Origin of the sequence: Alcaligenes sp. NLF5-7 (assembly GCF_024266725.1) — a bacterium.
Taxonomy (GTDB): Bacteria; Pseudomonadota; Gammaproteobacteria; order Burkholderiales; family Burkholderiaceae_B; genus Alcaligenes; species Alcaligenes phenolicus.
In genome coordinates this window covers 2466926-2480238 of the sequence record NZ_CP100755.1, presented here as the reverse complement: position 1 = coordinate 2480238, position 13313 = coordinate 2466926, and the positions used below count along the sequence as shown (strand labels likewise).

Here is a 13313-nt window from a genome sequence, read left to right as displayed (position 1 = left end):
TCTAGGATATCGACCCAAGGCCGTCATGCTGCCTTGCTCTAATTCGATCGATCCTTTCTTAACGTCAGCGACAAGGCAATCGAATCATGAGACATGCGCACATGGCCAGCCCCCTTTCTCAAGGGCCCGGCTTTCCCCCTCCTTCTGCAACCCGGTATCTGAACGCGGCCCAAGCTGGCTGCTTGCAGCACCCGCCCGTGGGCCGCGCAGGACGCAGCAAAACAGGCCTGATCAAGGCCCTGGCAGTAGCAAGCCTATCTGCCGCTCTGGCCGCTTGTGGTAGCTCTGAAACCAGCTCGGGCCCGGCCACCGCCCCCGAAACCCCCACCAACCCGGTAAAGCCTGACACACCCAGCACTCGTCACGCCCTGATCATTGATCTGGACGGGACCACCTACCGCGCTGTGCAGCAAGGCATGGCAGCGGGCAGCCTCCCCAATCTGGCCAAACTGAACGTCCAACTGGCCTATAGCGGCGGTGTGGTGGGCACCCCCAGCCAACAAGCCAATCTGGACATGCCGGGCTGGGCCAGCCTGCTGACCGGCACCTGGGCCAATCGTCACGGCGTGGTATCTACGGCACCAGACCAGGTCTTGCGTCAAAACAGCCTGTTTCACTCTGCCCAACCAGGCCAGAATGCCGCGGCCGTTGCATCCAGCGGACTGGCCCATTTGCTCAAGGCTGACCATGATGCCGAGCGTCTGCACGAGCTGGCCGATTGTTCTGCACAAGCCGTCACCCTGTCCTGTGTCTCCACCCAGGCAATGAAGATGATTGAAGGGAACTACCGCAAGGTTCTGGTTCAGTACCGCTCTGCCAAAGATGCGGCATTGGATTTTGGTGTCGAGTCACCTGACTACCTGGCCACCCTGAGCAAGCTGGACAAGGAGATCGGTACCTTGATGGCGGCCACGGCCAAGCAGCAGGATCGCCAATGGTTGATTGTCGTGACAGGCAACCACGGTTTGAGCGAGCATGGGCAAGACAATGGCCTGCCCTTGCTGTCCCAGTCCGCTACTTTCCTTGCCTTCAACCAAAGCGTCAACACAGGGGAACAAGGCATAGGAGCCAGCCTGCCCCAGACACTGGCCGAGCTGTATCAGTACAACAGCCTGGTTGATGTCGCTCCCACCGTCATGCGCTATCTGGACACGCTGCCCCCAGCGGCAGAATACAAGCTCGATGGCAGCAGCCTGCTGGGCCCACAAGCCGTGTCCAATCTGAATGCCACCGTCGTGGACAACAATTCTTCGTCCGTGGCCATCAAGCTGGACTGGAAAGCACCGGCCGACGCCCCCATCGATATCCTGCGCGATGGCCAGGTCATTGCTTCGCGTCTGCCCGCAGGGACACAAAGCTATACCGACAATCAGTTGACGGCCGACCTGAGCAGCAAAGGCACGTATCAGTTTGACTACACCGTGCAGGCAGGCTCGGGCGAGCAGGCCGCCTGGCGCAACCTGATCAGCCCGCCCATCTCCTACTTGCCGCCTGTGCCATTGGCCACCACCTTGCGCAACGGTCTGCTTTCTTACTACCCCTTCAGCGCGACCCTGCCGCCTGTTGATGCACAAGGCAACAGCAGCATGGCCCCCGCCTCTGCCGATCTGCCTTCGGCCGCAGGGGTAGTGGTACCCGGCCCCTTTAGCGGCACGCATGGGCTGCTGGTCGATACCAATCATGTCACCGTGGAAGGGCTGGAAGGCTACCGCATGACGCCGACACAAGGCTTTGATATTTCCACCGGCAGCAGCCCCCAGTTCACCATCGGCTTCTGGTATCAGGTGCCCCAGTGCATTGACCGCAATAACGTCACCATCCTGTCCAACAAGAACTATGTCAGCGGTGGCAATGCCGGTGTGGCGATTGGCCTGTTCAGCAGCTCCACCAAGAATCAGTGTGGCGTGGCCTTCAATATTGGTTCAGGCGGTGTTCGTGCCGACGGCCCCACCAATCCCTACACGCAAATTCCGGTAGGCCGCTGGGTCTACATTGCCTTTGCGGTGGACGGTGTGGCCAAGAAGATGAACATGCAGATCTTCGATCCGGTCATCGGCCAGACAACGCAGGTTGCAGCTGGCAAATCCACTGGCGCTGTTGATCTGTCCAAGCTCTCTCCCTATCCGCAATGGGGGATTGGCGATGATGGCACCGGCAAGTTCCTGATGAACAAGTGCAATGGCTCGGTTACGCCGCCCTACACCGTGGGCAAATGTGCTGTTGCTCCGCCAACCCAGCAAATGTTTGGTGATCTGGCCATGTGGAATCGTGTGCTGAGCGACGAAGAGCTGCAGTCGATCTATTGGTCCAACAAGCCGCTGTCCAGTTTGTCCACCCACTAAGCGAGCACGCCATGACCTCTTTGACTCTTCTGGCACGCTTGATGCGCACCTTGGCACTGGCTAGCGTCACGGCCCTGATACTAAGTGCCTGCAGCGATGGCAGCAGCGGCGACCCTTCCCCAGCAAGCGACACGGGCTCGGGCAGTGAACAGGTGCCCATCGTCACGCCTCCGGCCAGCGGTTCGCTGGGCGAACAAGGCACGGACAAGCCCGCCACCCCCAATTCGCAACTGGACTGCGCTCCCTGACAGAGCACCCCGGCCGGGCTGTGGTCACTGCCGCGCCTGGCCCTCTTGCTACCTTCAATCGACAAGGCTTTCCCATGACTTACCTTAATCGTCGCAATTTTCTGCGGCTGGCCGCCAGCGCCGCTGCCTTGGGGCCCTTTCCCCCCGCCATTCAGAAAGCACTGGCCATCCCGGCCAACAATGCCACCGGCACCATCAATGATGTGGAGCACGTCATTATCCTGATGCAGGAAAACCGCTCGTTTGACCACTACTACGGCACCATGCCGGGAGTACGCGGCTTTAGTGACCGCTTCACCATCCCCATGGCCTCAGGCGAATCGGTCTGGCGTCAGCAAGGCAGCAGCGGCGTGGTGCAGCCCTATTATCTGGACGCCACCAAAGGCAATGCCCTGCGCGTGGGTGGTGCACACGACTGGAATGACCAGCAGGAGGCCTGGGACGGCGGCCGCATGGCCTTTTGGCCCAAAGCCAAATACACCAATGTGGCCATGGGCTACCTGAAGGAGTCGGACCTGTCCTTTCACTGGTCACTGGCCAACGCCTTTACCGTCTGTGATGCCTATCACACCTCCATCAACACCGGCACCTTCACCAACCGCATGTTCCTGTGGAGCGGCACCAATGGGGCCAATGTCACCGGGCGTGCCTGCGTCACCAACTCTAACTGGGGGGGCCTGGGCCCATCCGAAGACGGGCTGGACTGGACCAGCTACCCCGAGCGTCTGCAGGAAGCAGGCGTGCGCTGGAAGGTCTACAACCGTCCCGGCAACAACAGCAATAACAATCAGCTGGTGGCGTTTGCGTCCTACCGCAAGGTCAATGAAGATCTGGCCTCGATGGGCTCGCCCTCGGCCACTTATTCGCCACAAATGGAAGCGCTGTCTCCCTTGTACAAGGGCTTTGGCAATACCATGCCCGACGGCGGCTTTCTGCAAGCCATTGCCGACGATATCGAGATGGGTGCCCTGCCACAGGTCAGCTGGATTGTGGCCCCTGGCCCTTACAGCGAACACCCCAGCATGGGCGTGCCCGGACAGGGTGCCTGGTATCTGGAGCGTTTGCTGAACATCCTGACGGCCAATCCCGAGGTCTGGAGCAAAACCGTTCTGATCGTGAACTACGACGAAAACGACTGCTTCTTTGACCACATGCCCCCACCAGCCCCCCCATGGCGTCACCGCGACGGCACTCTGGCCGGCAAGTCCACCGTGGATGTCTCGAACGAGTACTACACCATGCCCGCCCCGGATGGAGACTCGCGCAAGCTGCCCCCCGATGGCCGCCCCTTTGGTGCCGGCCCCCGTTTGCCAACCCTGATCATTTCTCCCTGGAGCGTGGGCGGCTGGGTGAACTCCCAGCAGTTTGACCACACCTCCGTGCTGCGCTTTCTGGAGCAGCGCTTCGGTGTGCAGGAGCCCAATATCAGCCCCTGGCGTCGAGCCGTATTCGGCGACATGCGCTCCTGCTTTGACTTCAAGTCCCCCAATGCCAACAAGCCTGCCCTGGTGTCAGCCCCCACCCGCGATCAGGCCGATGCCACACTGGCGCAGCAAGTACAGGCGGGCAAGGTTCCCATGCCGCCTGTGGGTTCCGAGCCCATGCCCACACAGGATCTGATGCTACGCCCCTCCCGTGCCCTGCCTTATCAATTGCATACCAGCGCCAATGTGGATCTGGACAAGGACAAGGTGTGGCTGACCTTCAGCAATACTGGCACCCAAGGCACCGTGTTCCATGTGTACGACGAGCTGCATCTGTCCGAGTACCCACGTCGCTTTACCGTAGAAGCCGACAAGATGATTTCGGACTCCTGGACCGTGGGCGCAGACCAGAACGGCGACTACAGCTTGTGGGTGCTGGGCCCCAACGGCTACCACCGTCATTTCAAGGGCAATCTGCACGCCCTGCGCCAGGGCCCCAAACCCGAAGTCCGCGTCTGCTACGAGCCCAAGGCCAACACCGTCTCTCTGACCATCATGAACGTGGGTAGCGAAGCGGCGACCGTCACGGTCACCGCCAATGCGTATCGGGAAGATGGCCCATGGGTGTACACCGTGGACCCCGGCATGCAGATTGACGCGCGCTGGTCGCTGGAAGGCTCGGCCAACTGGTATGACTTCACCGCCACCATGGGCGAACATTTCGAGCGCCGCTTTGCTGGCCGTCTGGAAAATGGCCGCGACGGGATCAGTGATCCGGCCATGGGCGTCGCACGCTAGTCATACTGATCAGGCAAGATAGGGCAGCCAGTCCCGAAAAAAAACAGTTAGAGAAACACGATGACGCTCAACCAGATTCGGGCCTTCGTCATGGTGGCCCAGCACGGTGGCTTTACCGCCGCCGCGCGGGCCCTGAACATGAGCCACACCACGCTCAGTTCACAAATACAGATGATTGAACGCGAATACGGAGCCGAGCTGTTTCATCGCCGGGGCCGGCGTGTCGAGCTGTCCACCCTGGGGCTGGAAATGCTGCCCATGGCCAGGCGCATGATCTCGCTGGAATCCGACATGCGCCAAATGCTGGATGGCACGGGCAAGCTGCACTACGGCACCCTCAAACTGGGTGCCGTCAGCCCTTACCACGTCACCGAACTGATCGAGTCCTTCCACGCGGTGTACCCGCGCATCAAGCTGTCCGTCAAACTGGGCAACTCCGAGCTGGTCCTGGACGACCTGGACAAGTACGTCTGCGATGTCGGCGTCGTGGCCAGTTGCCAGCCCCAGCGCCGCTACTACATGCAACCCTATGCCCGTTATCCGGTCATTGCCTTTGTGCGCCATGACCACCCCTTTGCCAAGCGCGATGCCATTGCCCTGGACGAACTGGCCGGCGAGCCTTTGCTGATGCGTGAGGAAGGCTCCACCACTCGCAAAGCACTGGAAGATGCCTTGCATGAACACAAGATCAAGGTGGATATCGCCATGGAAATCGGCAGCCGGGAGGCCTTGCGCGAATCCGTGGCTCGTGGCCTGGGAGTGGGTACGGTCTCCGAGTCCGAATACGTGCCAGACCCGCGCCTGCGGGTGGTACGTATCCAGAATGAGCCGGTCTGGACGCAAATCCATGTCTGCTGTCTGCACGAGCGACGTGAGTCGCGCCTGGTGGCCGCCTTCTTCGAGGCCATTGCTCAACACCAAAGCGCCCTGTCCAGCGACTGCAAGCTACGTGCCTAGTCGCCTGGCGGCGCAATACCTGAAGCACGCCCGGCCATACTGATACCAGGCATAAAAAAAGCGGGGCATAAAGCCCCGCCCTTCCCTTCACGCCTGATTCAATGCCCCCACGAAATCAGGGTGTTTCGCCTTGTGCCAGACGCGCCTGGATCGCCTGGACAATGGCTGGGAAGTCCGCAATGGTTTCAATCACGTAGTGCGCGCCGGACTGGCTCAAACGCTCGCTGGCTCGCTCGACTCGTGCTTTTACTTCAGCTGGGTCAGCAGTCTTCAGTTCGGCCAGCGACAAGCCCACTTCGTTACCCGACAGGCTCAAGCCCACCGTCCACATCCCCGCACGGCGGCCTTCTTCGATACCGGGCACGGTATCGTCCACTTTGATACAACGACGCACATCACCCACGCCCAGAGCCAGAACATTGGCCAAGGCCATGAAAGGACCGGGACGACCACCAGCAGGCAACTCATCACCAGCGATAACGCAATCGGGAGCCAGGCCCTGGCTGGCTGCAGCAGGTAGCAACACATCAAGCACCTGACGAGGGTAGCCCGAGCAGGAACCCACTTTGATGCCCTTGGAACGTAACTGCTCCAGAACAGCTGCCGCCCCTTCAATCGGAGCCGAGTACTCGGCTACTTTCTCGATCTGCATGGGCATGAAACGCTCGTAGATGGCATCAATATCGGCATCCGTGGAAGCACGCTCGAACTGGGCCACCCATTGGTCCTGAATCGATTCAGTCGCCAGCAAGGTACGGATATGATCGCGCTTGGACAAGCCCATGGGACCACGTGCCTGCTCCAGGCTGATCTGAATCCCGAAGGTGGCAAAGGCATCCACAAAAATCTGTGTCGGTGCCAGAGAACTGAAATCGACCAGCGTGCCAGCCCAGTCAAAAATAACGGCCTCGACCTTGTCCGACATAAGCGTATCCAGAGCATTGAAATTCTGAGTCATTATTGAAAAACCTTCAGTTTTGAAAACAAACCGGATCAATAGCCGGGCTTATACCTGCACAGCATCCAGAGTCTGTGCACCAATGAAATTACGTCCTCGCGGGCCTTCCAGAGCCTGGGCAATTCGTTCTTGCCACTGCTCGGGAGCCAGACCGTAAGCGGCCGGGTCTGTACTGACACCCAGCCCCTCCAGAAAACGGGCCAGAGCCGTCACCGCCTGCAGGCCGTTGTGCGCATCAAAAATGGACAGCAGCAAGCGGTCCAGATCTGCATCCTGCCCCAGTGCCATTTGCATCACATGCGGCAAGCTGAAGGAGCAGGCGATGCCATGCGGCAGCCCTTGTTCCAGAGTCAGCTCGTAAGACAGAGAATGGGCCAGGGCCGTCTTGGTATTGGAGAACGCCAGCCCTGCCATGACGGCCGCAACCGCCAGTTGGCCGCGCAGTTCCAGGTTGGACAAGTCCTGCATCAGCAGTGGCAGGCTGCCCATGATCTGGCGCGCTGCCGAGACCGCCAGGCTTGCCGACACCGGATTGCGGTTGACGTTCCACAAAGACTCCAGGGCGTGCGACAAGGCATCCAGGCCGCTGGCCAACGTCGCCGCTGCAGGCAGGCTGCGCATCAAGCCCGGATCAATAATGGCGGCCTGAGGCCAGGTCCAGGGCAGATGCAGGGAGTACTTGCGCCCCTGTCCCTTGTCCCAAATCGTTGCCCAGGGGGTAACCTCGCTCCCGGTGCCTGCCGTGGTGGGCACGGCAATCAGGCTGCGCACCCGCCCTGGAGGCTGGCTCAGGCTGGTCTTGCCGGACAGGCAGTCCAGCAATTCGGAAAACGTGCCCGAAGGCGTGCTGCTCAGCATGGCTTTGGCGCAATCGATCACGCTGCCACCACCCAGAGCAATGATGCACTCCACATCGGGATGATCGCGCCACAGGCGCTCATACAGCGGGGCCAGCCAGGACACATCCGGATTGGGCTGTATATCGGTTTCGATCGCCACCAGTTGATCGCCCAGCAAGGCTTGCAAACGATCGCACTGGCCCAGTTCACGCGCTTCGGGAAAGGCAATCAGAATGGCTCGCCGTGTTCCCAGATGCTCGGGCAGACGCTCAAAAGCCCCATGCCCTGCATCGATCTGAACTGGATTGAAAAAATGCCACATAACAATCTCAAAAGAAAAACTGCAATCAATCGCGCCCGTTGTGGCGAATCGCTTCGCGCAGGCGGTTGGAGATAAGGTCGGCCACCACCACCATCACGGTAATGACCACAATGCAGGTCGCTGTTTCCTGGTACTTGAACAGTTTCAGGCTGCTGACCAGTTCAAAGCCCAAGCCGCCAGCCCCCACCATGCCCAGCACGGTGGCCGAACGCAGGTTGACCTCGAAGCGATACAGGATCACGGCAATCCAGGCGGTAATAACCTGCGGCAAGACACCGAACACAATCACCTGCAAAGGACGCGCGCCAGTAGCACGCAGGGCATCCAATGGCCCCTGGTCAATTTCCTCAATGCTTTCGGCAAAGAACTTGCCCAGCATTCCCACTCCATGTACGGCCAGAGCCAACACACCAGGAAAGGGGCCCAGGCCCACGGCAGCCACAAACACCAGGGCCAGAATCAGCTCATTGATACTGCGGATGATGTTCAGGCTTTGGCGGGTAAAACCGTACAAGTAGCGGTTGACCTTCAGGTTACGGGCAGCCAGAAAGGACACGGGCACTGCGCCGATCACGCCCAACACCGTGCCCCAGATCGCAATCTGAATAGTCTCGATGGCCGGAGCGAGCAAATTGCCCAAAATGCTCCAGTCCGGTGGAAAGGTGCGGCTTAGAAAGTCGGCAATTTGTGGCAGGCCGGCAGCAAACTCGGCGGCGCTTAACTGCGCCCCCTCTGCGCTCCACTGCAATCCCACCATAATGGCGGCCACCATCAGGGCGGTCAGAATCCAGCCCTTGGCGCTGGTCGGGGTAGACATGACCCAGGAGTACTTGCTGTCCATCTTCACGCTCCCTTGGTAACAATGCTTAGCGGTTCGGCCAGAAAAGAAGCGGCATCACCCGTACTGCCCGACACACCGCTGTGCCCAGGCTCGGGGCCGGGGTAAATGCGTGCCAGATCATCCTCAGTCATCTGCTCCGGGGCACCGTCATACACCACACGGCCATGAGCCAGACCCACAATGCGATTCGCAAATTCGCGTGCGTAATCAACCTGGTGCAGGTTGCAGACCACGGTAATGCCCAGTTCCCGGCTGGCATCGTGCAGATAACGCATCACCAGACGGGCCGTTTTAGGGTCCAGACTGGCAACCGGCTCGTCGGCCAGAATGATGCGCGGGCGCTGAGCCAGCGCACGGGCAATGCCCACCCGTTGACGCTGACCACCGGACAGGGAGTCGGTACGGGCCTGGGCCTTGTGAGCCAGCCCGACCCGTTGCAGACAGTCCTGGGCCAGAGCGATATCTGCCCGGCTGAACAGTTGCAAAATGGAACTCCACACGGGCACCGCTCCCAGGCGCCCAGTCAACACATTGCGCAGCACCGACAAGCGCGGCACCACATCGTGATGCTGGAAAATCATGGCAACCTGGCGCCGCAAAGCTCGCGTATCCTGGGCGGACATGGCGTCAATGCCGGCCACGGACAACTCGCCCGTATCCGCTTGGGCCAGCCGGTTCATGCAGCGCAGCAGGGTGGACTTGCCCGCCCCGGACTGGCCTAGTACCACCAGGAACTCGCCAGCCTCTGCATCCATGTCCACACCACACAGCACCTTATTGCTGCCGTAGCACTTGTTCAGGCCACGCACACGGATCATTTCATGCTCCGCAGATCCAGATCCAGCACCTTGGCAGTATCGCGCACTACGTTGTAAGCCGCGTCAGTGGTAGGCTGGAAGCCATTGAGCATGCCTTGATCGCCCCAAGGAACATTTTTAATATTGGCCAGAGCCTTGGCGACTTTCTCTTTCACGCTTGGGTCCAGATCCTTGCGCCAGACCATGGGCGACTCGGGAATATCGCTGGACGACCAGACAACCTTCAAATCGCCTTCGGCCAACTGACCCTTGGCAATGGCGCTGGTATAAATACGGTCAGCAACAGCGGCAGCATCAACTTTCTTGTTGGCCACGGCCAGCAGGCTGGCATCGTGCGAACCGGAGAACACCACACGGGAAAACAGCACCTCGGGCTTGTAACCGTCGTTCTCCAGACCCGCTTTAGGGAACAGGTGGCCGGAGGCGGAACTGGGGTCAACAAAGGCAAAGGTGCGATCTTTCAACTGCTCCACATTTTCAATGCCACTGTCTGCGCGCACCACGATCAAGCTCTTGTAAGCGCTTTTGCCCGTCTTCTTGGTCACAGCCACGGCAAAAGCTTCTACATCGGCCACCGAATTGGCCAGCACATAAGAGAATGGGCCCAGATAAGCCACGTCCAGCTTCTTGGCACGCAGGGCTTCGATGATGCCGTTGTAGTCCGTGGCGACAAAGGGCTCGACCTTCATGCCCGACTCGCGCTCCAGCTGTTCAATCACCTGCTTGCTGGATTCAATCATGGCTTGGGAATCCTCGGCAGGGATCAAGCCAATGGTCAGCGTGTCCTGTGCGGCCTGAGCCGCTGTACCGAACACCGAAAAAACAGCTGTAGCGGCCGTTGCCGCGATGAAAGAGCGGCGGGCAGTCTGAAATACGTTCTTGTTCACGGCAGTCGTCCTTAGGGTTTGTAGGAGGAATGCCGACATCTTAGGAAGGTCACATTGCCTTCATGTTATCGATTTAGGATTGAAAACATCAGTTATCTATAGATGGAGTCTATATGTCCGCCGCACGCCTACGTGCCTTTCTGGCTGTTGCCCGCCACGGCAGCTTCAGCGCCGGGGCTCGCGCCCTGGGACTGGCCCAACCCACCGTTACCAAACAGATTCAGGGCCTGGAACAACAACACGATGTCGAGCTTTTTCATCGCCGGGGGCGCGGGATTCAGCTAACCCAGGTCGGGCTGGCCCTGCTGCCCGTGGCACAGCAACTGGGGGCTCTGGAAATAGATGCCTTCAACCTCCTACATGACAGTGGCAAGCTGCACGTGGGGCGCTTGCGCATTGGGGCCGTGGGGCCTTTTCATGTGATCGAAATGGTAGAGGCCTACCACAAGCTGTTTCCAGGGGTGGATATCTCCATTCATATGGGGAACTCGGCCGAGGTGCTGGCCGACCTGGCCGACTATGCCACCGATATTGCCGTGCTGGCCGGAGCCTGCGAGGCCCCGGCTTTTCACACCGAGCACTACGCCAGCCATGCTGTCATTCTGTTCGCCCCCTTGTCGCACCCTTTGGCCCAGCACGACAGCGTGCCTCTGTCCGCCCTGCAGGATGCGCCGTTATTGCAGCGGGAATCGGGCTCTACCACACGGGCCTGTCTGGAAGCAGCACTGGAAAAGGAGCATATCCGGCCCCGCGCCGTCATGGAAATTGGTAGTCGGGAGGCCTTGCGGGAAGCCGTCGCCCGAGGGCTGGGCGTCGGTACGGTATCCGAGGCCGAATTCATTCCGGACCATCGTTTCAAAGCCGTTCGTATTCAGGGAGACCCCGTGCGCACCGACACGTATTTATATTGCCTGGCCGAGCGCCGGGACAGCCGCATGATTGCCCAATTTTTCACAGAAGCTTTGGCATTACGCAAGCAAATACAAACGACTACATAGACGTATTTGTGAGTTTCAGGCTACTGTGCAAACGTAGGCCATGACAGTCAGTGATGTGTTTCGTCCATTTTCTGCGCGTAGACTCACAGTTTCAAGGCCCGTCAGTTCTGTTTGATTTACTCCCAGGGAGGACGAAGACCATGCTTGGCATGATGATGAATACCCCACTGCTAGTATCATCCATACTGCGTCACGCAGCGAACTATCACGCAGACCGAGAGGTCGTCTCCCAAACCGTTGAAGGCCACATTCACCGGTACACCTATACCGATCTGTCCAAGCGCAGCCAGCAACTGGCCAATGCGCTGAAAAAAATGGGTCTGCAACATGGCGACCGCGTCGGCACCCTGGCCTGGAACGGCTATCGTCACCTGGAGCTGTATTACGGCGTATCGGGCTCGGGCCTGGTGTGCCACACCATCAACCCGCGTCTGTTTCAGGATCAAATTGGCTACATCATTGAACACGCAGACGATAGCGTGCTGTTTGCCGACCTGAACTTCATGCCGATTCTGGAGGCCTTGGCCGATCGGCTGTCCAAGCTGAAAGCCGTGGTCATCATGACGGACGAAGCGCACATGCCCAAGTCGGACCTGCTGCCCAATCTGCAGTGCTATGAAACCCTGATTGCGTCTGAATCCGATCATTTCGACTGGCCGGTGTTTGATGAGAACACGGCCTGCGGCCTGTGCTACACCTCCGGCACCACGGGCAAGCCCAAAGGCGTGCTCTACAGCCATCGCTCCACGATCTTGCATGCCTTTGCCTTGATCATGCCCGATGCCCTGTGTCTGTCTGCTTCCGACACCATCACCCCCATCGTGCCCATGTTCCACGTCAATGCCTGGGGCCTGCCCTATGCGGCCTTGATGGTGGGCGCCAAACTGGTCTTGCCCGGCCCGAAACTGGACGGCGCCAGCCTGCATACCCTGTTTGAAAACGAAGGGGTCACCATGACAGCCGGTGTGCCTACCGTCTGGCTAGGCCTGCTCGACTGGATGCAAGCCAATGGCAAAACCTTCAGCAGCCTGCAACGCCTGGTGATTGGCGGCTCGTCTGCGCCTCCAGTCATGATTACCCGCTTCCAGAAGCTGGGTGTCAAGGTACGCCACGCCTGGGGCATGACGGAAACCAGCCCGGTCGGTCTGGCGGCTGCCCTGCTGCCCAAGCACGAGTCCTTGCCGGAGAACGAGAAACTCAAGCTGCTGGCCAAGCAAGGTCGTCCGCTCTTCGGAGTCGAGTTCCGGGTAGATGGCGACGATGGTCAACCCATTGCCCGCGACGGCAAGATGTTTGGTGCCATGCTGGTGCGCGGTCCCTGGATTGCGGCTTCTTACTTCAATAGCAATGACAGCTCAGCCCATACAGAAGATGGCTGGTTCAATACGGGCGACGTGGTGACCATTGATCAGGATGGCTTTATCCAGATCGTGGACCGAACCAAGGATGTGGTGAAATCCGGTGGCGAATGGATCAGCTCCATCGAGCTGGAAAACATTGCCCAGGCTCACCCGGCGATCAAGGAAGCGGCTGTCGTAGCCAAGCCCGACGAGCGCTGGGGCGAACGTCCGGTTCTGGTGGTGCAGCTACAGGACGACGCCACCTTCACCAAGCAGGACATGATTGATCTGTTTACAGAACAAGTCTCCAAATGGAGTATTCCTGACGAACTGATCGTGGTCGATGAACTGCCCCACACAGCAACCGGCAAGCTCTTGAAAACCGCTATTCGCAAGCTGATTCAGGAGGATCTGGACAAGCTGGCTGCGCAGAACAAGGCCGGTTAACCAGGCTGCATCCAGCCAGATGCCTGAAAGCAGAATCAAGAAGCCAGGCTCGGCTTTCTTGACGCGCAATCGCAAACAGCCCCCCGACAGTTAT

At 59.3% G+C, this 13313-nt stretch carries 11 protein-coding genes; 6 read left to right on the top strand and 5 right to left on the bottom strand.

The window, feature by feature from the left end:
• Positions 1-86: 86 nt before the first annotated feature.
• The 4 genes from MID00_RS11405 (at position 87) to MID00_RS11390 (ending at position 5769) form a co-directional block, all read left to right on the top strand.
• Complete coding sequence (locus MID00_RS11405) at positions 87-2342, top strand: alkaline phosphatase family protein (RefSeq protein WP_254498846.1); 2256 nt, start codon at positions 87-89, stop codon at positions 2340-2342.
• 11 nt (positions 2343-2353) lie between these two features.
• Positions 2354-2590 (top strand): hypothetical protein, encoded by a 237-nt coding sequence (locus MID00_RS11400; RefSeq protein ID WP_254498845.1) that lies wholly within the window; start codon positions 2354-2356, stop codon positions 2588-2590.
• Positions 2591-2664: 74 nt separating this feature from the next.
• On the top strand, positions 2665-4812 hold the full coding sequence (locus MID00_RS11395; protein ID WP_239054656.1) for a phosphocholine-specific phospholipase C: 2148 nt from the start codon (positions 2665-2667) through the stop codon (positions 4810-4812).
• 60 nt (positions 4813-4872) lie between these two features.
• Entirely contained in the window at positions 4873-5769 is an 897-nt protein-coding gene (locus MID00_RS11390) for a LysR substrate-binding domain-containing protein (protein WP_250756095.1), read from the top strand.
• Between the two features lie 115 nt (positions 5770-5884).
• Here MID00_RS11390 and phnX read toward each other — a convergent pair whose 3' ends face one another.
• The 5 genes from phnX to phnD are packed head-to-tail and all read right to left on the bottom strand — an operon-like array spanning position 5885 to position 10362.
• The gene (gene phnX / locus MID00_RS11385; protein ID WP_254498844.1) at positions 5885-6727 is read right to left on the bottom strand and encodes a phosphonoacetaldehyde hydrolase; all 843 of its coding nucleotides are present in this window, start codon (positions 6725-6727) and stop codon (positions 5885-5887) included.
• A 48-nt stretch (positions 6728-6775) separates the two neighbouring features.
• Positions 6776-7888, bottom strand: coding sequence for an iron-containing alcohol dehydrogenase PsrA (gene psrA, locus MID00_RS11380; RefSeq protein ID WP_009460722.1), 1113 nt, complete (start codon positions 7886-7888; stop codon positions 6776-6778).
• A gap of 25 nt (positions 7889-7913) precedes the next feature.
• Positions 7914-8729 (bottom strand): phosphonate ABC transporter, permease protein PhnE, encoded by an 816-nt coding sequence (phnE, locus tag MID00_RS11375; RefSeq protein ID WP_009460720.1) that lies wholly within the window; start codon positions 8727-8729, stop codon positions 7914-7916.
• A gap of 2 nt (positions 8730-8731) precedes the next feature.
• Positions 8732-9547, bottom strand: a complete 816-nt coding sequence (phnC, locus tag MID00_RS11370; protein WP_254498843.1) for a phosphonate ABC transporter ATP-binding protein — start codon at positions 9545-9547, stop codon at positions 8732-8734.
• Positions 9544-10362: a phosphonate ABC transporter substrate-binding protein gene (phnD, locus tag MID00_RS11365; protein WP_235484348.1), complete on the bottom strand. Its 819-nt coding sequence runs from the start codon at positions 10360-10362 to the stop codon at positions 9544-9546. Before phnD ends, phnC begins: the two co-directional genes overlap by 4 nt.
• Before the next feature lie 185 nt (positions 10363-10547).
• Between phnD and MID00_RS11360 the strand changes: the two genes are divergently transcribed.
• Positions 10548-11432, top strand: coding sequence for a LysR substrate-binding domain-containing protein (locus MID00_RS11360; RefSeq protein ID WP_254498842.1), 885 nt, complete (start codon positions 10548-10550; stop codon positions 11430-11432).
• A 140-nt stretch (positions 11433-11572) separates the two neighbouring features.
• Positions 11573-13219: a long-chain-fatty-acid--CoA ligase gene (locus MID00_RS11355; protein WP_254498841.1), complete on the top strand. Its 1647-nt coding sequence runs from the start codon at positions 11573-11575 to the stop codon at positions 13217-13219.
• Positions 13220-13313 lie beyond the last annotated feature (94 nt).